This is a genomic window from Frankia sp. BMG5.60 (genome assembly GCF_059428125.1).
In genome coordinates this window covers 5,827,480-5,851,560 of record NZ_CM182091.1, presented here as the reverse complement: position 1 = coordinate 5,851,560, position 24,081 = coordinate 5,827,480, and the positions used below count along the sequence as shown (strand labels likewise).

The following is a 24,081-nucleotide window of genomic DNA, read 5'->3' as shown; positions in this document are numbered from 1 at the left end:
CGGCCACGCATCGACGAGATCGGCGAGGATGACGGACGGTCCCGGCCCTGCCGGGGCCGTCCTGTCCGCTGATCCGGCCGGACGGCGGGACCCAAGACGCCGCCGGGATGACGGGAGCGGGATGTACTTCACCGACCGAGGCATCGAGGAACTCGCCGACCGCCGCGGCGCGGAGACGGTGACCTACGAGGGGCTCGCCGACTCGCTGCGGGCGTTCGTCGACGTCCACCCGGAGTTCGAGGAAGCCGTCGAACGCCTCGCCACCTGGCTGGCCCGCCCCGACGACGACGCCGACCTCTGAGCCGGCCGGGCGCTCAGGGCGTCAGGACCAGCTTGCCGAAGACGGCCCCGTCCGCGAGCTGCTCGAACGCTGCGCGCGCCGCGGACAGCGGGCGCACCTCCTGCACCGGCGGGCGGACGCCGGTGCGCTCCAGGAAGGCGAGCAGATCGACGAGCTCCTCCCGGCTGCCCATCGTGGAGCCCACGACGGACAACTGCAGGAAGAAGATCCGGGTGAGCTCGGCCGGCGGGTTCGGGCCGCTGGTCGCGCCGGAGACGACGATGCGCCCGCCGGGCCGCAGGGACTTGACCGAGTGGCTCCAGGTGGCCGCGCCGACGGTCTCGATGACGGCGTCGACCCGCTTCGGCAGCCGGGCGCCGGACTCGAACACGCCGTCGGCGCCGAGGGCCGCGGCCCGCGCCCGCTTGCCCTCGTCCCGCGAGGTGACGAAAACGGTGTGCCCCGCGGCCTTGCCGATCAGCAGGGCGGCGGTCGCCACCCCGCCGCCGGCGCCCTGGACGAGCAGCGTCCCGCCGCCGCCCGCGGGCAGGCCGGCCCGGGACACCACCATCCGGTAGGCGGTGAGCCACGCCGTCGGCAGGCACGCCGCTTCCTCCCACGTCAGCCCGGCGGGCTTCGGCACGAGGTTGCGCCGGGGCACCGCGACCCGCTCGGCGAGGGTGCCGGGATGCAGCTCGGACAGTAGGGTTCGCCGCGGGTCCAGCGTCTCGTCGCCGGCCCCCGCAGCCGGATCACCGATCACCGCATGCACGACGACCTCCTCCCCCTCGGCGGTCACCCCGGCGGCGTCACAGCCGAGGATCATCGGAAGGCGGTCGGCCGGCAGACCCACTCCACGCAGACTGAAGAGGTCGTGATGGTTCAGCGAGGCGGCCCGCACCGTGACGGTGGCCCACCCGTCCGGCGGCGCGGGCTCAGGCTGCTCGCCGATGGACAGACCGTCGAGAGGGGCATCGGGATGCAGGGAGACCGCGGCGGCTGCGAGCACCCCACGAACCTACGGCCGCCCGGTCGCGGGCGCGAGCGACTCGAGGCGGCCGCAAGGGGGATGTCGAGGTCATTTCCGACGAACAGGGATCATCCGCCCCGGGCCGCGCGTCCCCGGGTCCGTTGTGCTGAACTCATCGCCGTGGGTACGACAAGCGCGGACGGTGCGGTGAACAAACCGTGGTGACCCGGGATGACCCGTCAGAGACGCCCCGTCGGCGCGGGGCGCACCGGCGGCTGAGCTTGCGCCGCCGGCACGTCGTCCCGATCCCGGAGGCACCCGCCACGGTCATGGTCGACGGCACACCGGTCATCACCGTCATGTCGGCGGACTTCGTCTGCTGCTCCTACAAGGGCTGCGGGACGCTCCGCCCGCTCGACGACGCCGTCGAGCACCGGCCTTGCCAGGGGTGCGGCCGGGTCTGAGGACGCGCCCGCTCGGGCCCTGCTCCGCCGTGGACGACGGGGACCCCGCAGGCGGCTGCCCGCGGGGTCCCCGACCGTCCGGGATCTTCCGTCAGCGCCGGGCGACCCCGTCGGCCCGGGCGGCCGCGGCGACCGCCGCGGAGACGGCCGGGGCCACCCGGGGGTCGAACACGCTCGGGATGATGAGGTCCTCGGCGAGCTCGTCGGCGATCACGTCGGCGAGCGCCGTGGCGGCGGCGAGCTTCATGCCCTCCGTCACCCGGCTGGCCCGCACGTCGAGCGCACCGCGGAACACCCCGGGGAACGCCAGCACGTTGTTGATCTGGTTGGGGTAGTCGCTGCGCCCGGTGGCGACGATGCGGGCGTACTTGTGGGCGATCGCGGGCTCCACCTCGGGGTCCGGGTTCGCCATCGCGAAGATGATCGCCTCGGGAGCCATGGTGGCGACCGCCTCCTCCGGCACCTGCCCGGAGGACAGGCCGAGGAACACGTCGGCGCCGCGCAGCGCGTCGGTGATCGAACCGGTCAGGCCGGCGCTGTTGGTCTCGGCGGCGAGCGCGGCCTTCACCGAGGTGAGGGCCTCACGGCCGGGGTAGATGATGCCACGGCTGTCACCGACCGCGATGTCGCCGATGCCGGCGGCCAGCAGGATGCGGGTCACCGCCACCCCGGCCGCACCCGCGCCGGACACCACGGCACGCAGGTCGCCGAGGGTGCGCCCGGTCAGCTTGGCGGCGTTCTCCAGCGCGGCCAGGGCGACGATCGCGGTGCCGTGCTGGTCGTCGTGGAAGACCGGGATGTCGACGCGCTCCTGCAGGAGGCGCTCGATCGCGAAGCACCGTGGCGCCGAGATGTCCTCGAGGTTGATCCCGCCAAAGCTCGGCGCGAGCCGGACGACGGTCTCGACGATCTCCTCGACGTCGGTGCAGTCGAGCGCGAGCGGGACGGCGTCGACGCCGCCGAAGTGCTTGAACAGCGCCGCCTTGCCCTCCATGACCGGCAGGGAACCCAGGGGGCCGATGTCACCGAGGCCGAGCACGGCGGTCCCGTCGGTGACGACTGCGACGGTGTTGGACCGCCAGGTGTAGTCGTCGGCGAGTGCCGGCGTCTCGGCGATCGCCATGCACACCCGCGCGACCCCGGGAGTGTAAGCCAGCGAGAGGTCCTCGCGGTTCTCCAGCGGGACGGTGAGCGCGACACCGATCTTCCCGCCGCGGTGCAGGGCGAAGGCGGGATCGTCGTCGGACGGGCGCGGGCTGACCCCGGCCAGTTCCGACGCGGCGGTGGAGTCGAGGGTCGAGTGGTCAGTGGTTGCGGTCACGGAGATTGCTCCTCGGACATGCCGCCGGTGGCCCCGTGGGCGATCGTGGTACCACCTGGGCGGCGCTACAAGACGCCCGCCCTCCGTGCGTGCCGTGTCCGCAGGAGGGCGGGCCTGAGCGGCCCCACTCCACGATGTTTGGTGATCGTGCAGCGGGACGAGCGCCCGGGGGTTGCCCGGGGTTACTTCCAATATCGCACGCCGACCCGGTCGGGCTCTCGCCGAAGGTTCGCCCACGGTGAACCTCGGACGAACCTCACCGCAACGCAAACGAAACATGTCGACACGGAGCGGGTGCGCGAGCGTAGCGAAGGCGTCACATGATCAGGGTTGGGTGCACTCGGACACCGCCCACATCACATAACGCTCCACCCGAATCCTGGAGGTCATCAGTGCACAGCGGCGTTTTTCGTCATGGTGCGAGGATATCTGCCCTGGTCATGAGCCTCGCGCTGCTGACGATCGCGGCGGGCTGTGGCGATGACGACTCCAACACCACGGCCACGTCGGCGACGACAACCGCCACCGACGGCGTCATCGCAGGTCAACTACCCCAAAGCAGCCGCGACAAGGGGACGCTCACGGTGGCCACCGACCCGTCCTACGCGCCGAACGAGTTCTTCGACACGGACGGAAAAACCATCATCGGAATGGATATCGACCTGGCCCGCGCGCTCGGCGGTGTCCTGGGTCTCAAGGTCCAGCCCACGCAGGTGGTCTTCGACTCGATCCTGCCCGGTCTCGCCTCCGGTCGATATGACGTCGGCATGTCGTCCTTCACCGACACCAAAGAGCGGGAGAAGCAGGTCGACTTCGTGACCTACTACTCCGCGGGCACCTCCTTCATGACCCGCGGCCAGGGTGGGGTGGAGATCGCCACGCTGGCCGACCTGTGCGGGCACACGGTGGCGGTGGAGACCGGCACCACCCAGCAGACCGACGCCGGCGACCAGAGCGGCCGGTGCACGGCGGCGGGCAGGCCCAAGGTCAGCGTGCAGAACTACGACGACCAGAACGGCGCCAACCTGGCCCTCACCTCGGGGCGTGCCGAGGTGTCGATGGCGGACTCGCCGGTCGCCGACTACCAGGCGAAGCTGTCCGGCGGAAAGATCAGGATCGTGGGGAAGCCCTACGGGACCGCGCCCTACGGTATCGCCGTGCCGAAGAACTCGGGCCTGGCCGCTCCGCTGCGCGCCGCCATGGCGAAGCTGATCGACGACGGCGCCTACGCGAAGATCCTCGACCGGTGGGGGGTCCGTGACGGGGCCATCAGCGACCCGCGGCTCAACGGCGCGGCCGGATGACGGCCGCGGACGCCTCTCCGCCCCAGCGCGGCGCCACCACCCCCGCCACCGAACCCGCCACCGCCGCCGAAGCCGCCCCGGCCGCCGAACCTGCCCTCGCAGCCGCGGCGGCGCCGGCGGCAGGCGCAGCGCCCGCGGCGGGGGTCGGGGTGGACGTCGACGCCGTGCCGCTGCGCCATCCCGGCCGGTGGGCGGCCGGCGTGGCCATCCTGGTGCTCGCCGCGATGGGGGTGCACTCCCTCGTCACCAACCGGAACTTCCAGTGGGGCACCGTCAGCGACTACCTGTTCGCCGCGCCGGTACTGCGCGGCATGTGGGCCACCGTCTACCTGACGGTCATCGCGATGGCGATCGGGATCGTCGGCGGAATCGTGCTGGCCATCCTGCGGATGTCGCCGAACCCGGTCGTGGCCGGCGCCGCCTGGCTGTACATCTGGTTCTTCCGGGGCACACCGCTGCTGGTGCAGATCCTGTTCTGGAGCTTCATCGGCGCGCTGTACCCCCGGCTTTCGCTCGGAATACCGTTCGGGCCGAGCTTCGTCTCCGGCGACGCCAACCACATCGTGCCGCTGTTCGCCGCGGCGGTGCTCGGGCTCGGCCTCAACGAGGCCGCCTACATGGCCGAGATCGTGCGCGCCGGGATAAACGGCGTCGACCCGGGCCAGACCGAGGCGGCGTCCGCGCTCGGCATGTCCCGGGCGCTGACCCTGCGGCGCATCGTGCTGCCGCAGGCCATGCGGACGATCATTCCACCCACCGGCAACGAGACCATCTCGATGCTCAAGACGACCTCCCTGGTGAGCGTGATCTCCTACAACGAACTGCTCAACGCCACGCGACTCATCTACGCCCGCAACTTCCAGACGATCCCGCTGTTGATCGTGGCGGCGCTGTGGTATCTCGCGCTGACCTCGGTGCTCACGGTCGGGCAGCACCAGCTCGAGCGCCGTTTCGCCCGTGGAACCCTGCCCCGCGTCGGGGAGCGCCGGTGAGCGGCGAGGCGGCGCCCGGGCCCACCGAGCCCGCCACGCGGGCGGCGGTCGGGGGCCCGGCCGGCGGGGTGCCGGCCGGCGGGGTGCCTATGGTCCGCGCCGAGCGGGTGCGAAAGTCGTTCGGCCAGCACGCCGCCCTTCGGGAGGTCTCCCTGACCGTCGTCCCCGGCGAGGTGACCTGCCTGATCGGTCCATCCGGCTCCGGGAAGACCACGTTCCTGCGCTGCATCAACCACCTGGAGCGGATCAGTGGTGGCCGGCTGGAGGTCGACGGGGAGCTCGTCGGTTACCGCGAGCACCGCGGGCGGATCCGGGAGCTGCGGCCCCGCGACATCGCCCGCAAGCGCCGGGAGATCGGGATGGTGTTCCAGCGGTTCAACCTCTTCCCGCACCTGACCGCCCTGGAGAACATCATCGAGGCCCCGGTCCGAGTGCGCGCCGAGCGGCGGTCCGAGGCGGTCGAACGGGGCCGGGCACTGCTGGCCCGGGTGGGCCTCGCCGATCGGGCGGGCGCCTATCCCGCCGAGCTCTCCGGCGGGCAGCAGCAGCGGGTCGCGATCGCCCGGGCGCTCGCGATGCGCCCCAAGCTGATGCTGTTCGATGAGCCGACCTCCGCGCTCGACCCCGAGCTGGTCGGCGAGGTGCTGGAGATCATGCGCCAGCTCGCCGCCGAGGGGATGACGATGATCGTGGTCACGCACGAGCTCGGGTTCGCCCGCCAGGCGGCCGACACCGTCGTCTTCATGGACGCCGGCACGGTCGTCGAGGTCGGGCCGCCGGCCACCCTGCTCACCGCGCCGGCGCACGAGCGCACCCGCGCCTTCCTGTCCAAGGTGCTCTAGTCCCCACGGTCGACGCTGGCCAACGGTGGACACGCCCCCACCGTGGCCGCTGCCCCCGCCGTGGACGTCGGCTCCACCGTGGACGTCAGCGCACGACACCGGCCGCACCACCGGAGCCGGCGCTCCGCAAGAGCCACACCTGCGCGCCAACGCGCGCCGACCCGACGGTCCGGCCTGCTGGGAGGCAACCGGCCGAACCGGTACCTTCGCTGCGTGGAGATCAGCGAACTATCGGTTCCGGACGCCTGGGTGTTCACCCCGCGTCAGCACTCCGACAGCCGCGGGACCTTCCTGGAGTGGTTCCGCTCCGACGCTCTCGCCGAGGTCGTGGGCCATCCGCTGACCCTGTCGCAGGCCAATCACAGCGTCAGCCGGGCCGGGACCCTTCGCGGCGTGCACTACGCTCAGGTGCCACCCAGTCAGGCGAAGTACGTGACATGCGTGCGCGGGCGCGTGCTCGACTGCGTCGTCGACATCCGCACCGGATCGCCAACGTTCGGCACTTTCGCCTCGGTCCTGCTCGACGACGTCGACCGGCGGGGCCTGTACGTCTCGGAGGGCTTGGGGCACGCCTTCATGGCGTTGACCGACGACGCGGCGATCTCCTACCTGTGCTCGACGCCTTACACCCCTGGTCGCGAGCACGGCGTCAACCCGCTCGACCCCGATCTGGCGCTGCCCTGGCCCGACGACCTCACGCCGCTGCTGTCGGAGAAGGACGCCGCGGCCCCCTCACTGAAGGAGGCCGAGTCGGCGGGCCTGCTGCCGGCCTACCGCGACTGCCTGGCCTTCTACGACGAGCTACGTGCCGCCGGCGCCATGGCGGGCGGATCACAGTGATCCGGGTGGCCGGCCCCGGGGACGTCGAGGTCGTCCTGGAGCTGGTCCGGGCGCTCGCCGCCTACGAGCGCGCAGCGGACCGGGTCGCCATGACCCCAGCCGACCTGCAGGCCGCCCTGTTCGGCCCGATCCCGGCCGCCTACTGCCTCGTGGCCACGGCCGACCAGCCACCCGGGGGTGCCACCCCGGACGGGGGCCCACCCCCGCCTGGGGGCCCCCGTCCGACCGGCGGTGCGCTCACGGCTGGCGGTGCGCTCACGGCTGGCGGTGCGCTCACGGCTGGCGGTGCGCTCACGGCTGGCGGTGTACGTCCGGCTGGCCATCCACTTCCGGCCGGGGCGGCGCATCCACCCCCGGTCGTGGGCTTCGCGATCTGGCATCCGACCTTCTCCACCTGGACTGGCCAGTCCGGCATGCGCGTGATCGACCTGTTCGTGCGACCGGAGCACCGCCGTGCCGGCCACGGCCGGGCGCTGCTCGCCGCGCTCGCCACGGTCTGCGTCACGCGCGGCTACCGGCGGCTCGAATGGGCCGTGCTCGACTGGAACACGCCGGCGCAGGCGTTCTACCGCTCGCTGGCGGCGCGGCCGCTGAGCGGGTGGTCGACCTGGCGGGTGGACGGCGACGCCCTCACCGATCTCGCCGCCCTGGCCCGCCCTCGCCCCTGCACCGGCACCGGCACCGGCACCGGCGATCCGGCCTGATCCCGCCGCTTCGGCCCGGATCGGGGCCCGGCCCGCCGGTTCGTCCCCGTTCCTGGGCCTCGCGTGCGTGGCCGGCACCGGCGTCGGCCAGGCCCGGAAAGGCGCCGACGGAGGGGGCTTACGATCACCCGACCTGCGGGACCCACCGGCGGCTGGGTACGGTGGAGGCGGTGGCCACCGACGGCCGCCGACGGAGCGGATCGCGACCGGCCATGAGGGACGTCACGGCCGCCGCGGAGATGCATGATGCCGTCGGTGGGCGGGAAGGCAGTCATTCACAACATCATCGTTCGGCCGGCTCCGGCCGGCGGATCACCCGCGAGGGTCCTCCTCGCACTACGCAGGCTCTTTGGGGGTAGGAACGTGGATCCGACGCCTTCGACCGGCGGCGCGGAGAACTCCGACACCATCGACAGCCAAACCGCCCATTCCGGCGGCCTGCGCGACGTCGTCGCGCTCACCCTGCCCGCGGCCAGTGCGTACCTGACTGTTCTGCGCACCGCCACGGCTTCCCTCGCGGCCCGGCTCGACTTCACCCTCGACGACATCGAGGACCTGCGGATCGCCGTGGACGAGGCGTGCGCGCTGCTGCTCGTCTCGGCGGTACCCGGGTCGTCGCTCGACTGCACGTTCACGCTCTCGCCCGGGGTGATGCACGTGCTGGTGACGGTCGAGAGCCTCGACGGCGAGCCCCCGTCGGAGGACACCTTCGCCTGGACGGTGCTCAAGGCCCTCGCGGGCGATGTGGACACCTCCACGGGCCCGGGCAACAAGGTGAGCATCACGCTGCAGAAGCGCCGGGGCGTGCGGGCGGACCTCGGCGAGCCGCCGGCGGGGCACGTCCGCGGATCGGGTGCGGCCGACCAGACACCATTGGGTGACGCGGTAGGTACACCGTGACGTCAACCGGCAGAACCCCGACTCCGCCCCGCACGGCAGCCGGCCAGGACGCCCCCGCGGTGGACCCGGTGGCCGCGCTGAGCCAGCGGGGGGCCGCCCTGGACGAGCATCCCGCCGAGCGCGGCCAGGAACCGGACCTCGGCACCGAGGTCGCGGCCCAGCCGGTGCCGAGCGCCGAACCCGAGCGCGGGGCCACCGAACGCACCCACTCGCCCGACCGGGCGATGGCCCGGGCGCTGTTCGTGCGCCTCGCCGAGCTACCCGATGGCGACGCGGAGCGCGCCGCCATCCGCGACCAGCTCGTCCGGATGCACCTGCCGCTGGTGGAGTACCTCGCCCGGCGCTTCCGCAACCGCGGCGAGCCGCTCGACGATCTCGTCCAGGTCGCCACGATCGGCCTGATCAAGTCGGTGGACCGGTTCGACCCGGAGCGCGGGGTGGAGTTCTCCACCTACGCCACCCCGACGATCGTCGGCGAGATCAAGCGGCACTTCCGCGACAAGGGCTGGGCGATCCGGGTTCCCCGCCGCCTGCAGGAGCTCAAGCTCTCGTTGACAAAGGCGACGTCCGAGCTGTCCCAGACGCTCGGCCGCTCCCCCACCGTCAGCGAGATCGCCCGGCATCTGCAGATGAGCGAGGAGGACGTCCTCGAGGGGCTCGAATCGGCCAACGCCTACTCGGCGGTCTCCCTCGACGCGCCGGACTCCGGTGACGACGAGGCTCCCGCCGTCGCGGACACCCTGGGCGTCCAGGACGAGTCCCTGGAGGGAGTGGAGTACCGCGAGTCGCTCAAGCCGCTGCTGGAGAAGCTCCCGCCGCGGGAGAAGCGCATCCTGCTCCTGCGATTCTTCGGCAACATGACCCAGTCGCAGATCGCCACCGAGCTCGGGATATCCCAGATGCACGTGTCCCGGCTGCTGGCCCGGACCCTGGCCCAGCTACGCCGCGGCCTGCTCGAGGACGGCTGACCCCTCCGACTCCGGTCGTCCGGCCTCACCCGGTCGCGTACCGCCGCAGGACCGCCACAACCTCACGAACGCATACCGCGCCGCGCACGTCTCAGGGACGCTGCGGCCCGCGGGGCGCCCGTCGGCCGTCGCCGCGTCCGGCGTCCCCGCCCTCGTCCTGCCCCACGTGGGTGGCGGGGCCGCGGGCGTCGGAGGCCGACGGACCGAACCCGACCGAGGCCAGCAGGGCCACGACGACCACGAGCGGGACGACGAACAGCGGGATGCCGTAGCCGTAGTCGCCGGCCTGCACCAGCCCCCAGGCGACCGGCAGGCAGAGGATCTGCACGACGAGCGTGGGCGACCGGTAGGACGCCCTGCGCCGCAGCACTCCCGCCGCGAGCACGGCCACGCCCACGGCGCCGAGGAGCGCGAGAACGCCACCGGTCTCGGCGCGCCCGACGTCGTCGATGTCGGAACCGAACCCGCGCAGCACCTGCAGGACGCCCAGCGCCAGCAGGACAAGCGCCTCGGCGGCAAGCAGGACGCTCGCCACCCAGGCCGGCACGGACGCCGTGCGCGCGGCCTCACGCAGCTCGCCGAACCGGCCGCCGGCCGGCTGCCCGGGACGGCTCGTGGACCCCATGGTTCCGACACTACGTCGCCAAGCGGCCAGACCGGTCTCTCACGAAGCCAGACCGGTCTCCCAAAAGACCAGAGCGGTCGCCCGGTCCGGACCGGTGCCCCACTACCCAGTCGGCGCGGACAGGGGTCGCCGTTACCGTTACACGACTCCCCTGGGCGCCCGTTACAGGCGGTTCATACCGATTCGCGGCCGGGCTCGGGACGCGGCGACCGCGACGGCGCTGACACCCGGACCCCCCGGTTTCACCGATGTGAGAGTTTTCCCAGCCGCCGCCCGGGATGGGCGGGCGGACTACGGTAGAGACATGCGAGGGCTGCTGGTCGTCAACCCCGTCGCCACCACTACAACCGAACGTGTTCGTGACGTCCTCGCCAGCGCGCTCGCGGCGGACGTCGTGATGGAGACCGTGCTGACCAAGGGCCGCGGCCACGGGGTCGAGCTGGGGGCGCGGGCCGTCGAGCTCGGCGTCGACGTGGTGATCGCGCTCGGCGGGGACGGCACCGTCAACGAGATCACCAACGGGCTGCTTCAGAACGGCCCGGTCGACGACGGGCCGGCGCTCGCGGTGGTGCCGGGCGGCAGCACGAACGTGTTCGCTCGTGCCCTGGGATATTCGGCCTCGCCGGTGGAGGCGACCGGCGAGCTGCTGGACGCGTTGCGCGAGGGGCGCAGCCGCCGGATCAGCATCGGTCGCGCCGAGTATGGCGACGAGGGCCGCTGGTTCACGTTCTGCTTCGGCATCGGGCTGGACGCACGGGTGGTCGCGCGGGCCGAGGAGAAGCGGCACAAGGGGCGCCGCAACAGCGCCGGCCTGTTCCTGCGGACGGCGGCGGGCCAGGTGACCCGCGGCACCGACCGGGGCGCCCCGCCCATCACCCTGGAGACGACCGACGCCCACAGCCTTCCCACCGACGCCGCTCTCCCCGCCGATGCCGATCCGGCTGCCGACGCCGCCCGCCCTGCCGACGCGGGCCTCCCTGCCTATGCCGGCCTGCCGACCGATGCCGGGCAGGCCGGCGCCGAGGCGGCCGGGAGCACCGAGGAGCGCATCGCCCTCGGCATCGTCTGCAACACCCGCCCGTGGACCTACCTGAACTCCCGTCCCGTGCTGGCCTGCCCCGAGGCGTCGTTCGACACCGGGCTGGACCTGCTGGCGCTGCGCCGGGTGCGGCTGTCCAGCGTGCTGCGCACGGCCTCGCAGATCCTGGGAGACGGGCGCGGTCCGCGAGGGCGCAACGTCGTGCGCCGCCACGACGCGGCCGTGATCCGGTTCCTTGCGGATCACCCGTTGCCGCTGCAGATGGACGGCGAGTACCTCGGCGAGTACGTCGACGTCACGCTCACCCACCACCCGCGGGCCCTGCGCGTCATCGCCTGACCAGCCGCCCCGGCCTCGACCGGGGACTGCCCGCCAGCCACGCCACCCGGCAGCCACCCCACCCAACAGCCATGCCGACGCGGTCGGGGTCGGGGTCGGGGTCGGGCATCCGCAGGTCCGCCCGCACCGGCGGCGGGTGTCGCGATCCTCGGACGGGTGGGACGAGCACGTCCGAGTCCCACGCCGACAGGCGACCCGCCGCTCACGGTCCGGATTCCGGGCACCTTTCGGGCGCCCACCAACCGCCGTGATCGATCGTGTACGGAATCGTGCCGAGGCTTGGGCACGGTCCGCGTCCGGAATGCCGTACTCATGCCTCGGCACGACCCGGCCGCATTCTAGCCGCGATCCCCGCCAGGACGATCAGGGGCCGGGAGAGGTGGTCCCCGTCTCGCCTCAGTCGTCCTGGGGGACTCCCGCGCCGGGCGGTGTGTCCGCGCCTCGCGAGGTGCCCGGGGCGGGCGGGGCGGGCGAGGTGTCCGGGGCTGCTGAAGTGTCCGGGGTTGGCGGGGCGCCGAGGGCTCGACGGATCTCGACCGGGTCGTCGCAGATCGCCCCGGCGACCCCGGCGTCCCGTAGCCGGCGGGCGGCGTCGACGGCGGTGACCGTCCACGTCACCAGGCGCACGCCGGCCTGCCGGGCGCGGGCGCCCGCGTCCGGCGAGCCGAGCACGGCGCTGGTGTGAGCATGCAGCTCGGCGTGGCCCGCGGACCGCGCGTAGGCGAGGCCGCCGCTGACGGACATCCGCGGCATCGTCAGGAACGCCGTCGTGACGGCCAGCTCCGCGTCCCGCAGGGCCTCGATGGCGAACCAGTCGAACGACGACACCGTGATGCCGCCGGCGCCGGCGTCGAGGTCGGCCACCGTGGGCCGTGGCCCCGTCCAGCCCCGGGCGCGCAGCCGCTCGGCGAGGGCCCGCGCCGTGCGCTCCCGGGGGGCGTCGAAGTCCGGCTGGCCGGGCTGGTTCTTGATCTCGCAGATCAGCCGGCCGCGGCCGGCCCAGACGTCGAGGATCTCGTCAAGCAGCGGGATGCCGCGGGCGCGCAGCGCCTCGGTGGGCTGCCGGACGATCGCCCGCCCGGCCGGCTTGGACAGCCGGGCGTCGTGCACGCACACCAGGTCCCCGTCGGCGCTGCGGCGGACGTCGATCTCGACGCCGTCCGCGCCGGCACACAGCGCCGCGTCCACCGCCTCGACCGTGTTCTCCGGGCCGGGAACCCTGCTACCGCGATGACCGAGAACCTCCATGGCCCAACCCTGCCATCTCCGGCGGGCCGTGCGTGTCACGGCAGGCGGGGAGGACGCCGCCCAGCCGCGGCCGGAGTAACCCGGATGCGTGCAGACGAACACCGATGCCCAGATGGCATGACGCCGGCCACTTGATCGGGAAGAACCCGCCGTGGGCCTCGCGGACCGACCCGACGGCAGCCGGCTCATGCCACCGCATCCCCTGTCAACCAGGACTTCTGTGGCGCTTCAGCAACCGTCGGAGACGGTCGCACCCCGTGGCCCATCTGTGTCCCTGCCGGACAAGTGCAGGCCAGACAGGGTGTGAAGACGGTTGCAGGTTCTTGCGCCCCTGCCCGTTCCGGTGGGAGGGTGGCGAATGTCCGAGGTGGATGCACGTGCACCCGGGCTCACCGACAGCCAGGAACCCGCTCCACGGCCCGCCGACGGGGCCGAGCAGACAACCTGCTCATTTAATTTTCATCCGCGGCACAACCGTAGCGGCTCGCAAAGCGTCTCATGTGCAGTGTGGCCCGAGACGAGAGAGGGAGTTGGACGCATGGACTGGCGCCACAGAGCGCTCTGCCGTGACGAGGATCCCGAGCTCTTCTTCCCGATCGGTACTACCGGTCCGGCGGAACGCCAGGTCGAAGAGGCAAAGGCCGTTTGCGCGCGGTGCGCAGTCACCAGTGACTGCCTCAACTGGGCACTGGACACCGGGCAGGACTCCGGGGTCTGGGGCGGGTTGAGCGAAGACGAACGCCGGGCGCTCAAGCGCCAGGTCCGTCTGCAGGTGCGAACCGCCTGAGTGCACGACCCCCGGTGGCCTAGCGCCGAGGACCGGGGAGCTCCAAGGACGTGCCACGTCCGCATCACCACAACCACCCGCGGTAGATCCTGCCCGCCGGACCTCGCACCATCGGCGGACCACAGCGGTCCCCGCACGACGCCACGCCATGACCCGTGCCTGGGCACGGGGGTGGCTGGCAGCAGCATCGGCCGTTCTGTCCGCGCGTCCGCCGCAGCGATGCGGCGCGACGCGGACGGGGCGGCCGTAATGTTTTCGACCCCCGCCGAGGCCCCCTCGCGCCCCGCCTGCGGGCGCGGCACATCGCCACACCAGCCGCGAGCGAGGGACACAACCTGGGGGATACCCCCGCGCGCGCACCCTAAACACTCAACTTTCAGAAAGTGGGATGGACAGGAGCGCCTCGGTGCCGCGCTCCGGACCGGCCTGCAGCCGGATGGTGCCGTGCATCTCACCGAGCACGAGCTGACGGACGATCTGCAGCCCCAGCCGGGGCGAGTGCTCGAGCTGGAAGTCCTCCGGCAGGCCGGCCCCGTCGTCGGCGACGACGACGTCCAGCCGGTCCACCGAGCGCTGCACGCGGATCTCGATCGAGCCCGCCGAGCCATCGAACGCATGTTCTACAGCATTCTGCAGAAGCTCCGAAAGCACAAGGGCCAGCGGGGTGGCGAGTTCACCGGGCAGCCGCCCGAAGGAACCCGACCTGCGGGTGTTCGCCCGCGCACCGGTGGACGCCAGGTCGACCGTCACTGACGTGATCTGGTCGGCGATCTCGTCGAACGGCACGCTCTCGCCCAGGCTCTGCGAGAGCGTCTCGTGCACAACCGCGATCGAAGTCACCCGGCGCACCGACTCCCGCAGGGCCGATCGTGCCTCGTCGACCTTGGTCCGGCGCATCTGCAGCCGCAGCAGGGCGGCCACCGTCTGAAGATTGTTCTTGACCCTGTGATGGATCTCACGGATGGTGGCGTCCTTGCTCAGCAGCAGCGCCTCCCGCCGGCGCAGATCCGAGACGTCCCGGACGAGGACGAGCACCTCCCGGGTGGCCCCGGGGAACAGCGGGATCGCCCGCAGCATCACCACCGTGCTGCCGACCCCGGCCTCGACCTCCACCGGCCGACGCCGGCCGATCGCATGCCAGACGGCGGGCGTGGTCGCGGGCAGGTTCAGCGCCCGGTGCACCGTGCGCAGGTCCTCGCCGGTGACATTGCCGGTGTAGCCGAGGCGGCGGTACGCCGACAGCGCGTTCGGGCTGGCGAAGATGACCTTGCCGGCACCGTCGAGCCGCATCATCCCGTCGCCGACCCGGGGTGATTCCGGCAGCTCGGCCGAGCTCCCGCGGAACGGAAAGGCACCCTCGGCGATCATCAGGGCCAGGTTGTTGGCGCCCTGCAGGTAGGAGGACTCCAGATCGCTGGGAGTGCGGGGATTGACCAGGTTGGTGTCGCGGGCGAGCACGGCGATCACCTCGTCGCCGTGGCGGACCGGGATCGCCTCCGTCCGCACCGGCACCCCGCCGTCCCACTCGGGTTCGCCCTCCCGGGCGATGCGGTGCTCCCGCCAGGCGTTCTGGACCACCCACCGGTTGATGACGACGCTGCCGACCTCGTCGTTGTGATACGCGGTCGGACCGGTCGTGGGTCGGACCTGGGCCACGACGAGGAACTCCGTCCCGCTGGTATGGCCCCGGCCCGAACCCGAACCGGAACGGACGGGCACGAGGAGCAGCAGGTCAGCGAAGGAGAGGTCGGCGAGCAGAGCCCAGTCCGCGACGAGCGCGTGCAGGTGGTCGATGTCGTCGTCGCTGAGATCCGTGCTCGCGCGCAGCATGTCGGCGAGGGTTCCCACGGCTCGCAGACTGCCAGACGGACCGGGGCTACGAGCTGGCGGGCACCCCCGCGCGACCGTCCGGGCCCGTACGCTCGCCGTCGTGACCGTCGACAACGCCGCCGCGGCCGTGGTTCCCGGCACGCACACGGAGCCGCAAACCACCGCAAGCGTAGCGAATACCGCCATGGAGCCCGCCATCGGCCCGCCCGCGGGTGGTCCGCTGGCCTGGCTCGCCGATCATGCCCGGAGCCGGGAGGCGGCCGGCCTTCGCCGCCGACTGCGCCCGCGCACCCGGACGCCCGCCGCGGACGGCTCCCAGGTTCGCGTCGACCTCGCCAGCAACGACTACCTCGGCCTCGGCCGCCATCCCGCGATCGTCGAGGGGGCGGCGCGCGCCCTGCGGGAGTGGGGCACGGGATCCACCGGCAGCCGGCTGGTGACCGGAACAACCGCGCTGCACGGCGAGCTGGAGGCGGCGCTCGCCGACCACGTGGGCTTCGCCGGCGCGCTGGTCTTCTCCTCCGGCTACACGGCGAACCTGGGCTGCCTGACCGGGCTGGCCGGCCCCGGCGACCTGATCGTCTCCGACGCGCTCAACCATGCCTCGATCGTGGACGCCTGCCGGCTGTCCCGGGCACGGGTGGCCATCACCCCGCACGGCGACGTCGCCGCCGTGACGGCCGCCCTCGCCGCCGGCGGCTGGCGCCGCGCGCTCGTGGTGACCGAGTCGGTGTTCTCCGCCGACGGCGACGCCGCTCCCCTGGCCGAGCTGCACGCCACGGCCCGCGCGCACGGGGCGGTCCTCGTCGTCGACGAGGCGCACGGGCTCGGCGTGGTCGGCCCGGCCGGGCGCGGCGCGCTGGCCGCCGCCGGGCTCGCCGGCCAGCCGGACGTGGTGGCCACGGTCACCCTGTCGAAGGCGCTCGGCGGCCAGGGCGGCGCGGTCCTCGGCACGGCGGCCGTCCGCGAGCACCTCATCGACACGGCCCGCGCCTTCATCTTCGACACCGGTCTCGCCCCGGCGAGCGCCGGCGGGGCGCTGGCGGCGCTGACGCATCTGCGGGCCCATCCGGAGCTGCCCGCCGCGGTCCGGCGCCGCGCCGGCGAGCTCGCCGCGCTCACCGGGGCGCCGCGCCCGGCCGGCGCGGTCGTCTCGGTCCTCGTCGGCGAGCCGGAGCCGGCGGTGGCCGCGGCGGCGAGCTGCCTGGCACACGGGGTGGCGGTCGGCTGCTTCCGGCCGCCGACGGTGCCCGCGGGCACGAGCCGGCTGCGGCTGGCCGCCCGCGCCGACCTCAGCGACGCCGACCTGGCTCTTGCGACCGAGGCGTTCGCCGCCGCCGGGGTCCTCGCCGCCGGGGTGGCCACCGCCGAGGTGCCCGCCGCCGAGGTGCCCGCCCGATGACGCTGCTGGTGGTCACCGGTACCGGCACCGAGGTCGGCAAAACGGTGGTGACCGCGGCGCTGGCCGCGCTCGCCCACGACCGCGGCCACGCCGTCGCGGTGGTCAAGCCGGCGCAGACCGGGGTTCGGCCCGACGAGCTGGGCGACGTCGATATGGTCGCCGGTCTCGCGGGCATCGGCGACGTCCACGAGCTGGCCCGTTACCCCGACCCGCTCGCGCCGGCGGCCGCCGCCCGCCGGGCCGGACGACCCGCCGTCGACCTCGGCGACGTGGCGGCCCGGATCGGCAAGCTCGCCACCGACCACGACCTCGTCCTCGTCGAGGGGGCCGGCGGGCTGCTGGTGCGCTACGACGACAACGGCGCCACCCTGGCCGATCTCGCCCGGCTGCTCGCGGCGCCGGTGCTCGTCGTGACGACGGCCGGTCTCGGCGCGCTGAACGCCACCGCGCTGACCCTGGAGGCGCTGGCCCACCGCGGCCTCGACCTCGCCGGCGTCGTGATCGGATCCTGGCCGCGCGAGCCGGACCTGGCCTGCCGCAGCAACCTGGCCGACCTGGCCGACCTGGCCGACCGGCCGCTGGCCGGGGCCCTGCCGGCGGGCGCCGCCCTGCTGAGCCGGCCCGAGTTCCTGGCGACGGCCCGACAGTCACTCGAGCCCGCCCTCGGCGGTACCTTCCGTGCACGGCAGTTCCAGGAACGCCATCCCCTATAGGGCGATTCCCTTGCGTTTCCCCGGGCCTACCCGGCCGAATTATCCCTGTAGAAAGGCGAGGGAGGAGGCGGCGCTCGGCGGCGGAGGCCGGCGGGTCGGCGATGGAGGCCGGCGGTGAGCGAAGGCGGTAAGTGCGGCTGCCGGCTGCCGGCCCGCTCGCTGCACGGAGGCCGGCCGGGTGACGAACGTGCCCGACGTCGCGCGGGAAAACCGGGCGGCGCGACGGACGCGGGCTCGACAATGGAGGGCGCACTCCGACCGATCTGACGCCAAGCTGATCCGAGAAGACCGACAAAGCAAGACCGACAAAGAGCAACACAACTCGCAAAACCGGACAAGACGAACCGGGAACCGCTTCGATCCCACCCGACGACGAGCCGACCCCTCACCACCGAGCGCATCTCCTCTGCCGACGTCCCGCCTGGAGGCCCCTGTGACCGCACCCGTGACCGCGCATCCCGCTCTGGCGACGGCGCCCCCGTCGGCGCCGGCCGCCGCCGGGCAGGACCCGGCCGCCCTGCTCGCCCACGCCCGGCGTGAGGTGCTCGAGGCCGGGCGGGGGCTCGACGAGGCTGGCGTGCTCGCCGTCCTGCGGCTGCCCGACGAGTACCTGGGCGACGCTCTCGCGCTCGCCCACGAGGTCCGGATGCGCTGGTGCGGGCCGGAGGTCGAGGTCGAGGGCATCATCAGCCTGAAGACGGGCGGCTGCCCGGAGGACTGCCACTTCTGCTCACAGTCGGGCAAGTTCGACTCGCCGGTGCGCTCGGCGTGGCTCGACGTGCCCTCCCTGGTCGAGGCGGCCCGCCAGACCGCGGCCACCGGCGCCACCGAGTTCTGCATCGTCGCGGCCGTTCGCGGACCCGACGCCCGGCTCATGTCCCAGGTCCGCGAGGGGGTCGCGGCCATCCGCGCGGCCGTCGAGATCAACGTCGCCTGCTCGCTGGGCATGCTGACCCAGGAACAGGTCGACGAGCTCACCGCGATCGGCGTGCACCGCTACAACCACAATCTCGAGACGTCCCGCTCGCACTTCCCCAAGGTCGTCACCACCCATAGCTGGGAGGAGCGCTGGGAGACCTGCGAGATGGTGCGCGCGGCCGGCATGGAACTGTGCTGCGGCGCGATCCTCGGGGTCGGGGAGTCGCTGGAGCAGCGGGCCGAGCTCGCCGCCCAGCTCGCCGTGCTGGAGCCCGACGAGGTGCCGCTGAACTTCCTCAACCCGCGGCCGGGTACCCCCTTCGGCGACTACCCGCCGGTGCAGCCGCGCGACGCGCTGCGCGCCATCGCCGCGTTCCGCCTGGCCCTGCCCCGGACGATCCTGCGCTACTCGGGCGGCCGGGAGATCACCCTGGGCGATCTGGAGGCGCAGGGGATGCTCGGCGGCATCAACGCTGTGATCGTCGGCAACTACCTGACGACACTGGGCCGGCCGGCCGAGTCCGATCTGAAGATGCTCGCCGACCTGAGCATGCCGATCAAGTCGCTGCAGGCCACGCTGTAGCACTGGGCCCGTCTCCGGCCGGCCGGCTCGCGCGCGCGGCGCGAGCCCTGGCCGGGGGTGTGCCGGGCGGAATCAGGCGTTGGTGGCCGTCTTAAGGCCGTGTTCGGTGCAGCGCGCCGACCAGCCCGCGGGGGTCACCTGCACCACCATCCGCCGCCGGCAGACCCGACAGTAACGCGGGGGTTCGAGCTCACGGGCCCGCGCGCACGCCTCATGACTGCCCACACTGGCCAACTGACCGCAACGGTCGCAGAACGAAGCGTCCACGAACGTCAGCTTAGGGCATGGCACCACGCAGCCCACAGCCGACGGCGGGGCCCACCCGCAGGCGGCTCGCCGCGGATCCCGGTGGGCCCGACGGTCGCGCCGGGCGCCGGGCGGAACGGCCAGGCGGAACGGCCCGAGATGAGCCGGGGCGGATGGGCCGGCCTGGGTACTTCAACCCCGGGTGAAACCGGGCGGGCTCAGCCCGCGGCGACCGGCTCGACCACGGCGATCAGATCGCCGTCCTGGACGACGTCGCCCTCCTGGACCGCGATCCTGGCGACCGTGCCGCCATCCTCGCTGATCACCGGGATCTCCATCTTCATGGAGTCGAGGATGACGAGGGCGTCACCGGCGGCCACCGGGTCACCCACACCGACGACGACCTTCCAGACGTTGGCCACCATCTCCGCGCGGACTTCCTCGGCCATCGGGCTCCCTTCAGCGGCGGGTCGAACCTGGCAAGAGCCTAGTGCCCCCGGTCACCCGGACCAACTGCCCTCCGCCCACAGGTGTGTTCGCACCGCAGCACAGAGGCGACTCGACCGCCCGGTGTTGGGACTGTCCGCCATAACCCCGCAGACTACGGATGTGCTCGTACTTCTCGTGCTGACCCTGGTGTGCGGGCTGGGCGTCGGCCTGGCCCGCGGCGGAACCCTCGGCGCCCTCGCCCGCGTCCACGTCCTGCGCCCGTGGTTGTTCGCCGCGGTGGTCCTGGTACTGGCGGTGGGCGGGCTCGTCCCGGCGCTGCACAGCCCCGCCTGGATCGTGGCGGCGGTGCTTGCCGCGTTGTTCGCCGGTATGAACAACCGCCTGCCCGGGCTCGGGCTGCTGGTGACCGGCATCATCGCCAACGCCGCCGTCATCACGGCGAACGGCGGGCAGATGCCGGTGTCGTTGTGGGGCGCGGACCGGGCCGGCGTCCCGATCGACGACATCCTCACCTCGGCCTTCCACACCCCCGCCGGGGACGGCACGAGCCTGCGGCTGCTCAGTGACATCATTCCGCTGCCCTTCCCGGGGGCGCCGGCGGTGGTGAGCATCGGCGACGTGGCGATGGCCGCGGCGCTCGGGCTGTTCGGTGCCGTGACCCCGGTGCGGGCCTGGCGCACGTTGCGAGCCCGACGCCAGGCGGCGCTGGCCGGCGCACCGCCGGCGGGGTACGGCGGCGCGGACGGGCTGACCGGTTCCGACGACCACTTCGGTCAGGATGACCGCCTCGGCCACGACGAGCGCTTCGCCGACGACGAGCGACTCGCCGACGCCCAGCCAGGTGAGGACGAGTCCGCCGGGAACATCCGCCTGGTCGGGCAGGTCGACGACGGCGGGGGCGACGGCCACCGTGCGGGCGGCGGGCGTGACACGGGCGACAGGCGTGACACGGACGCCGGGCGTGACACGGACGGGGACCCGGACGGCGCGGGTGGGGGCCCCACGGGCAGGTCGGTCACCACCCGCCGGCCCGGGCTGGCACGATGACTCCACATCCGATTGACGGAGGGGAGGACGCCATGGCGAAGAAGAAGCGCAAGCGGCGCGCGCGGGCCAAGAGCAAGGCCAACCACGGCAAGCGCCCGAACACCTGAGCAGCGCAGAACACCGGAGCAGCGCAGAACAGCTGACCAGCTCGGCGGGCCGTGCACGCACGGCCCGCCGCCAGGCGCCGCTCAGGCCGCGGCGACGGTCTGCCGGCGCAGCCAGGCGACGGTCCGCGCCAGGCCCGTGTCGAGGTCGACCGCGGGCCGCCAGCCCACCAGCCGCTCGGCCTGGTGCACGGCCAGGGCGATGCGGGCCAGCTCGCCGGGACGCGCCGGCGCCCGCAACGGGGTGTCGGGCGCGCCGACGATCGCGGCGATCCGGCTGTGCAGCTCCCGGACGCTGGTCTCGACGCCGGTGCCGATGTTGAGCCGGGTGCCGGCGGCGGCGTCCACCGGCAACACCCGGGCGAACGCCTCGGCCACGTCGCCGACGAACACGTAGTCCCGGCTCGCGGTACCGTCACCGAAGATCTTCGCCTGCCGCCCGGCCAGCATGGCCGTGCCGAAGATGGCGACGACGCCCGCCTCGCCGTGCGGGTCCTGCCGCGGCCCGTAGACGTTGGCCAGCGCCAGGGCGGTCGAAGCCACGCCGTGGGTGGCCCGGTAGACGTGGAGATACAGCTCGCCGGCGGCCTTGCCCGCGGCGTACGGGGACTCGGGCGCCACCGGCGCGGTCTCGTCCACCGGCAACCGCGCGGGCGAACCGTAGATCGACCCGCCGGATGACGTGTGGATGACCTTGGACGTGCCGGCGAGGCGGCTGGCCTCGAGGACGTTGATCGTGCCGAGCACGTTCTGCCGCGCGTCGCGCAGCGGGTCGGCGACGCTGACCCGGACGTCGATCTGGGCCGCCAGGTGGGCGACCACCTCGGGTCGCACCCGGTCGGCGAGGGCGAGCAGCTCGGGCGAGGTGACGTCGAGCTGCTCGAAGGAGAAGCGGGGGTCCGCCGCCGCGGCGGTGAGGTTGGCCAGGCGGCCGGTGGACAGGTCATCGACGCCGACGACGCTGTGACCGTCGGCCAGCAGCCGGTCGGTGACGGTGGAACCGATGAAGCCGGCCGCGCCGGTGACGAGGATGCGCACGAGGCAGGACACTAGCCCGCGCTCCTGTGCCCTTCCTGTACACCACGTCACCGCAAACGCCGTGACGGTCAGACACCGTCCCGGCGGGTGCTCGCGTTCGAGGAAGCGGGGCGACCCCGCGGCCGGGGCTGCCAGGGCTGCCAGCGCCCTAGTCGGGCCGGAACTCGGTGGCGTCCGCCTCCACTCGGGCCGACCGGAGCCGGGCCAGGACGCTGGTCCGCAGCGAGTCCGGCGCCCGCTCCCCGCCGCACTTGCGGGCGACGAGCATCTTCACCTCGTGTTCCACGCCGAACTCGCGCAGACACGGGGAGCACTCGTCGAGATGTGACCGGATGAGGTTCTGCTGCCCGCCGTCGCACTCACCGTCGAGGTACAGGAAGACGGCGTCCAGCACCTTCCGGCAGTCGATCTCGTGCTCACCACCGCAGCTCACGACGCACCACCCTCGCCGTCGGCGGACCCGGCGCCCACCAGCCCGCGACCCGCCGCGTACTGCTCCAGAGACTTGCGCAGACCGCGTCGCCCACGGTGCAGCCGGGACATCACGGTCCCGATCGGCGTTCCCATGATCTCCGCGATCTCCTTGTAGGCGAAGCCCTCGACGTCGGCGAGGTACACCGCCATCCGGAAGTCCTCCGGCAACGCCTGCAACGCGTCCTTGATGTCGCTGTCGGGCAGGTGCTCCAGCGCCTCGGTCTCCGCGCTCTTCAGGCCACTGGACGTGTGCGACTCCGCCTCGGCGAGCTGCCAGTCCTCGACCTGCTCGGTCGGGCTCTGCAACGGCTGCCGCTGCCGCTTGCGGTAGGTGTTGATGAAGGTGTTGGTGAGGATCCGGTAGAGCCACGCCTTGAGGTTCGTGCCCTCCTGGAACTGATGGAAGGCCGCGAACGCCTTGACGAAGGTCTCCTGGACGAGGTCCTCCGCGTCTGCCGGGTTGCGGGTCATCCGCAGGGCGGCCGCATAAAGCTGGTCGAGGTACGGGAGGGCGTCGCGCTCGAACCGCGCGCCCCGCTCCTCGGTGGTCTCGTCGACCAGGATCACTCCCTCACCGTCACGCTGTGCAACGGCCCACTCCGCGCTCCGGGTTTCGGACCGGACGGAACCGGACCGTCTCTCCGGAGCGGACGATACCCCGACCACGGCCTCGGCGCGCATCGGCACGATGGCCGCAGGAGGCCATTGTGGGACATGTCGCGGCTGCGCCGACGGCTGCCGGTGCGTTGCGTTCGCAGGAGTCATGGGACCTCCGTGACCTCGTGAGACAACGACCTCAACGCCGATCACCCCGCGGCTGATTCCCGCCCCGGGGCCGACGGGCCCACCCGGTCGAGCAGGAATGCGGCGCCGGTCCGGGCGGCCTCGGCGACGGCCTCGCCGTCCGGCCGGCCGTCGCGCACCCGGGTCCGGAACGAGTGGTCGCCGCCCGCGACGAGGTGCACCCGCCGGTCGAGCGCCGGATCTGGCTCCGGCCGGCCGAAGGTGTCCCGGTCGCCCTGGACGACGAGGACGGGCACGCCGGCGCCGTCGAGCTCCCCCTGCCGCGACGGCTTCGGACCGCCCGCCGCGGTGGTGCCCGGCGGCCGCAGCGGGAAGCCGAGGGCGAGCACCCCGCGCGCACCGGACTCGGCGGCGACCCGCATGGCGACCCGCGAGCCCATCGACACCCCGGCGAGAGCCAGCGGACGCGGCGTCCCGAGCGCCTCGATCGCGGCGGTGGCGACCGCGTCGAGGCGGGCCGGCCGGTCCGGCGCCCGGCGCCCGGCCACCCGGTAGGGCATCTCCAGCCGGGCGACCCGCACCCCGGCGGCGCCCAGGCGGGCGGCCAGCGCGTCGAACAGGGGCGTGTCGACGCCACTGCCGGCCCCGTGCAGGAACACGACGGTCGACGCGCCGATCCCGGGAACCACCCGCAGCCGCCCGCCGTCCACAGCTATGTAGGCACCGTCAGCTCTGCGGGCACCGTCAGTGTTGAAGGCACCGTCAGCGTTACAGGCACCGTCAGCGTTGCGGCCACCGTCGCCGGAGGCCGGTCCGGGGCCGGCGTCGGGGAGGGGCGGGGCCGGCGTGCATCGATCCGACACAGCAGGGAAGGACACAGCGTGGTCGAGCGTGGAATCTGTCAGACTT

At 73.1% G+C, this 24,081-nt stretch carries 27 protein-coding genes; 16 read left to right on the top strand and 11 right to left on the bottom strand.

Annotated features, from left to right (window positions below; genetic code table 11):
- Nucleotides 1-121 precede the first annotated feature (121 nt).
- A complete protein-coding gene (locus AC5R91_RS24020; RefSeq protein ID WP_009742177.1) occupies nt 122-301 on the top strand; it encodes a DUF6104 family protein in 180 nt (59 codons plus the stop codon).
- Nucleotides 302-314: 13 nt separating this feature from the next.
- On the opposite strand, the gene AC5R91_RS24015 is transcribed toward AC5R91_RS24020, so the two are convergent.
- The gene (locus AC5R91_RS24015; RefSeq protein WP_495393573.1) at nt 315-1,289 is read right to left on the bottom strand and encodes a zinc-binding dehydrogenase; all 975 of its coding nucleotides are present in this window, start codon (nt 1,287-1,289) and stop codon (nt 315-317) included.
- A gap of 179 nt (nt 1,290-1,468) precedes the next feature.
- Here AC5R91_RS24015 and AC5R91_RS24010 point away from each other — a divergent pair, with 179 nt between their 5' ends.
- A complete protein-coding gene (locus AC5R91_RS24010) occupies nt 1,469-1,714 on the top strand; it encodes a hypothetical protein (protein WP_495393572.1) in 246 nt (81 codons plus the stop codon).
- Between the two features lie 91 nt (nt 1,715-1,805).
- On the opposite strand, the gene AC5R91_RS24005 is transcribed toward AC5R91_RS24010, so the two are convergent.
- Complete coding sequence (locus tag AC5R91_RS24005; protein WP_495393571.1) at nt 1,806-3,035, bottom strand: NAD(P)-dependent malic enzyme; 1,230 nt, start codon at nt 3,033-3,035, stop codon at nt 1,806-1,808.
- A gap of 440 nt (nt 3,036-3,475) precedes the next feature.
- Here AC5R91_RS24005 and AC5R91_RS24000 point away from each other — a divergent pair, with 440 nt between their 5' ends.
- The 7 genes from AC5R91_RS24000 to AC5R91_RS23970 all read left to right on the top strand — a co-directional run bounded on the left by AC5R91_RS24000 (nt 3,476) and on the right by AC5R91_RS23970 (nt 9,585).
- Nucleotides 3,476-4,339 (top strand): ABC transporter substrate-binding protein, encoded by an 864-nt coding sequence (locus AC5R91_RS24000; protein ID WP_495393570.1) that lies wholly within the window; start codon nt 3,476-3,478, stop codon nt 4,337-4,339.
- Nucleotides 4,336-5,331 (top strand): amino acid ABC transporter permease, encoded by a 996-nt coding sequence (locus AC5R91_RS23995; RefSeq protein WP_495393569.1) that lies wholly within the window; start codon nt 4,336-4,338, stop codon nt 5,329-5,331. The genes AC5R91_RS24000 and AC5R91_RS23995 overlap by 4 nt, the downstream gene beginning before the upstream one ends.
- Before the next feature lie 83 nt (nt 5,332-5,414).
- The gene (locus tag AC5R91_RS23990; RefSeq protein ID WP_495398043.1) at nt 5,415-6,173 is read left to right on the top strand and encodes an amino acid ABC transporter ATP-binding protein; all 759 of its coding nucleotides are present in this window, start codon (nt 5,415-5,417) and stop codon (nt 6,171-6,173) included.
- A gap of 213 nt (nt 6,174-6,386) precedes the next feature.
- A complete protein-coding gene (gene rfbC, locus AC5R91_RS23985; RefSeq protein WP_495393568.1) occupies nt 6,387-7,013 on the top strand; it encodes a dTDP-4-dehydrorhamnose 3,5-epimerase in 627 nt (208 codons plus the stop codon).
- A gap of 5 nt (nt 7,014-7,018) precedes the next feature.
- Nucleotides 7,019-7,717, top strand: coding sequence for a GNAT family N-acetyltransferase (locus AC5R91_RS23980; RefSeq protein ID WP_495393567.1), 699 nt, complete (start codon nt 7,019-7,021; stop codon nt 7,715-7,717).
- A gap of 363 nt (nt 7,718-8,080) precedes the next feature.
- Nucleotides 8,081-8,617: an anti-sigma factor gene (locus AC5R91_RS23975; protein ID WP_011607046.1), complete on the top strand. Its 537-nt coding sequence runs from the start codon at nt 8,081-8,083 to the stop codon at nt 8,615-8,617.
- Nucleotides 8,614-9,585: an RNA polymerase sigma factor SigF gene (locus AC5R91_RS23970; RefSeq protein ID WP_495393566.1), complete on the top strand. Its 972-nt coding sequence runs from the start codon at nt 8,614-8,616 to the stop codon at nt 9,583-9,585. Before AC5R91_RS23975 ends, AC5R91_RS23970 begins: the two co-directional genes overlap by 4 nt.
- 91 nt (nt 9,586-9,676) lie before the next feature.
- Here AC5R91_RS23970 and AC5R91_RS23965 read toward each other — a convergent pair whose 3' ends face one another.
- Nucleotides 9,677-10,210 (bottom strand): hypothetical protein, encoded by a 534-nt coding sequence (locus AC5R91_RS23965; protein ID WP_495393565.1) that lies wholly within the window; start codon nt 10,208-10,210, stop codon nt 9,677-9,679.
- Between the two features lie 304 nt (nt 10,211-10,514).
- Between AC5R91_RS23965 and AC5R91_RS23960 the strand changes: the two genes are divergently transcribed.
- Nucleotides 10,515-11,588 (top strand): diacylglycerol/lipid kinase family protein, encoded by a 1,074-nt coding sequence (locus AC5R91_RS23960; RefSeq protein ID WP_495393564.1) that lies wholly within the window; start codon nt 10,515-10,517, stop codon nt 11,586-11,588.
- A gap of 396 nt (nt 11,589-11,984) precedes the next feature.
- Here AC5R91_RS23960 and AC5R91_RS23955 read toward each other — a convergent pair whose 3' ends face one another.
- The gene (locus AC5R91_RS23955) at nt 11,985-12,836 is read right to left on the bottom strand and encodes a glycerophosphodiester phosphodiesterase (RefSeq protein ID WP_495393563.1); all 852 of its coding nucleotides are present in this window, start codon (nt 12,834-12,836) and stop codon (nt 11,985-11,987) included.
- Nucleotides 12,837-13,374: 538 nt separating this feature from the next.
- Between AC5R91_RS23955 and AC5R91_RS23950 the strand changes: the two genes are divergently transcribed.
- Complete coding sequence (locus AC5R91_RS23950; protein ID WP_495393562.1) at nt 13,375-13,623, top strand: WhiB family transcriptional regulator; 249 nt, start codon at nt 13,375-13,377, stop codon at nt 13,621-13,623.
- A gap of 369 nt (nt 13,624-13,992) precedes the next feature.
- On the opposite strand, the gene AC5R91_RS23945 is transcribed toward AC5R91_RS23950, so the two are convergent.
- Nucleotides 13,993-15,453 carry a sensor histidine kinase gene (locus AC5R91_RS23945; RefSeq protein WP_495398042.1) on the bottom strand — a complete coding sequence of 487 codons (1,461 nt, stop codon included), beginning with the start codon at nt 15,451-15,453 and terminating at the stop codon, nt 13,993-13,995.
- Between the two features lie 184 nt (nt 15,454-15,637).
- On the opposite strand from AC5R91_RS23945, the gene AC5R91_RS23940 reads away from it, so the two are divergent.
- From AC5R91_RS23940 to bioB, 3 genes are all read left to right on the top strand, one after another.
- On the top strand, nt 15,638-16,855 hold the full coding sequence (locus AC5R91_RS23940; protein WP_495393561.1) for an 8-amino-7-oxononanoate synthase: 1,218 nt from the start codon (nt 15,638-15,640) through the stop codon (nt 16,853-16,855).
- The gene (gene bioD / locus AC5R91_RS23935; RefSeq protein WP_495393560.1) at nt 16,852-17,568 is read left to right on the top strand and encodes a dethiobiotin synthase; all 717 of its coding nucleotides are present in this window, start codon (nt 16,852-16,854) and stop codon (nt 17,566-17,568) included. Before AC5R91_RS23940 ends, bioD begins: the two co-directional genes overlap by 4 nt.
- Before the next feature lie 433 nt (nt 17,569-18,001).
- Nucleotides 18,002-19,069: a biotin synthase BioB gene (gene bioB, locus AC5R91_RS23930; protein ID WP_495393559.1), complete on the top strand. Its 1,068-nt coding sequence runs from the start codon at nt 18,002-18,004 to the stop codon at nt 19,067-19,069.
- A 72-nt stretch (nt 19,070-19,141) separates the two neighbouring features.
- On the opposite strand, the gene bsaP is transcribed toward bioB, so the two are convergent.
- Entirely contained in the window at nt 19,142-19,336 is a 195-nt protein-coding gene (gene bsaP, locus AC5R91_RS23925) for a biotin synthase auxiliary protein BsaP (RefSeq protein ID WP_055408282.1), read from the bottom strand.
- Between the two features lie 197 nt (nt 19,337-19,533).
- Nucleotides 19,534-19,764 carry a biotin/lipoyl-binding carrier protein gene (locus AC5R91_RS23920; RefSeq protein ID WP_011607058.1) on the bottom strand — a complete coding sequence of 77 codons (231 nt, stop codon included), beginning with the start codon at nt 19,762-19,764 and terminating at the stop codon, nt 19,534-19,536.
- Nucleotides 19,765-19,924: 160 nt separating this feature from the next.
- On the opposite strand from AC5R91_RS23920, the gene AC5R91_RS23915 reads away from it, so the two are divergent.
- A complete protein-coding gene (locus tag AC5R91_RS23915; protein WP_495393558.1) occupies nt 19,925-20,812 on the top strand; it encodes a DUF5317 domain-containing protein in 888 nt (295 codons plus the stop codon).
- Between the two features lie 32 nt (nt 20,813-20,844).
- Entirely contained in the window at nt 20,845-20,919 is a 75-nt protein-coding gene (locus tag AC5R91_RS23910) for a 50S ribosomal protein bL37 (protein WP_369299096.1), read from the top strand.
- An 81-nt stretch (nt 20,920-21,000) separates the two neighbouring features.
- On the opposite strand, the gene AC5R91_RS23905 is transcribed toward AC5R91_RS23910, so the two are convergent.
- The 4 genes from AC5R91_RS23905 to AC5R91_RS23890 all read right to left on the bottom strand — a co-directional run bounded on the left by AC5R91_RS23905 (nt 21,001) and on the right by AC5R91_RS23890 (nt 23,882).
- Nucleotides 21,001-21,954, bottom strand: a complete 954-nt coding sequence (locus AC5R91_RS23905) for an NAD-dependent epimerase/dehydratase family protein (RefSeq protein WP_495398041.1) — start codon at nt 21,952-21,954, stop codon at nt 21,001-21,003.
- Between the two features lie 148 nt (nt 21,955-22,102).
- Nucleotides 22,103-22,387, bottom strand: a complete 285-nt coding sequence (rsrA, locus tag AC5R91_RS23900) for a mycothiol system anti-sigma-R factor (RefSeq protein WP_495393557.1) — start codon at nt 22,385-22,387, stop codon at nt 22,103-22,105.
- Nucleotides 22,384-23,193 carry a sigma-70 family RNA polymerase sigma factor gene (locus tag AC5R91_RS23895; protein WP_495393556.1) on the bottom strand — a complete coding sequence of 270 codons (810 nt, stop codon included), beginning with the start codon at nt 23,191-23,193 and terminating at the stop codon, nt 22,384-22,386. Before AC5R91_RS23895 ends, rsrA begins: the two co-directional genes overlap by 4 nt.
- A gap of 41 nt (nt 23,194-23,234) precedes the next feature.
- Nucleotides 23,235-23,882, bottom strand: a complete 648-nt coding sequence (locus AC5R91_RS23890) for an alpha/beta hydrolase family protein (RefSeq protein ID WP_495393555.1) — start codon at nt 23,880-23,882, stop codon at nt 23,235-23,237.
- Nucleotides 23,883-24,081 lie beyond the last annotated feature (199 nt).

What these genes read in the sequence shown, in the direction of transcription:
- AC5R91_RS24020 (WP_009742177.1), top strand. Translation starts at nt 122, where the DNA reads ATGTACTTCACCGACCGAGGCATCGAGGAACTCGCCGACCGCCGCGGC.
- AC5R91_RS24000 (WP_495393570.1), top strand. Translation starts at nt 3,476, where the DNA reads ATGAGCCTCGCGCTGCTGACGATCGCGGCGGGCTGTGGCGATGACGAC.
- AC5R91_RS23995 (WP_495393569.1), top strand. Translation starts at nt 4,336, where the DNA reads ATGACGGCCGCGGACGCCTCTCCGCCCCAGCGCGGCGCCACCACCCCC.
- AC5R91_RS23965 (WP_495393565.1), bottom strand. Translation starts at nt 10,210, where the DNA reads ATGGGGTCCACGAGCCGTCCCGGGCAGCCGGCCGGCGGCCGGTTCGGC.
- AC5R91_RS23960 (WP_495393564.1), top strand. Translation starts at nt 10,515, where the DNA reads ATGCGAGGGCTGCTGGTCGTCAACCCCGTCGCCACCACTACAACCGAA.
- AC5R91_RS23955 (WP_495393563.1), bottom strand. Translation starts at nt 12,836, where the DNA reads ATGGAGGTTCTCGGTCATCGCGGTAGCAGGGTTCCCGGCCCGGAGAAC.
- AC5R91_RS23950 (WP_495393562.1), top strand. Translation starts at nt 13,375, where the DNA reads ATGGACTGGCGCCACAGAGCGCTCTGCCGTGACGAGGATCCCGAGCTC.
- AC5R91_RS23945 (WP_495398042.1), bottom strand. Translation starts at nt 15,453, where the DNA reads ATGCTGCGCGCGAGCACGGATCTCAGCGACGACGACATCGACCACCTG.
- AC5R91_RS23940 (WP_495393561.1), top strand. Translation starts at nt 15,638, where the DNA reads ATGGAGCCCGCCATCGGCCCGCCCGCGGGTGGTCCGCTGGCCTGGCTC.
- bioD (WP_495393560.1), top strand. Translation starts at nt 16,852, where the DNA reads ATGACGCTGCTGGTGGTCACCGGTACCGGCACCGAGGTCGGCAAAACG.
- AC5R91_RS23920 (WP_011607058.1), bottom strand. Translation starts at nt 19,764, where the DNA reads ATGGCCGAGGAAGTCCGCGCGGAGATGGTGGCCAACGTCTGGAAGGTC.
- AC5R91_RS23895 (WP_495393556.1), bottom strand. Translation starts at nt 23,193, where the DNA reads ATGACTCCTGCGAACGCAACGCACCGGCAGCCGTCGGCGCAGCCGCGA.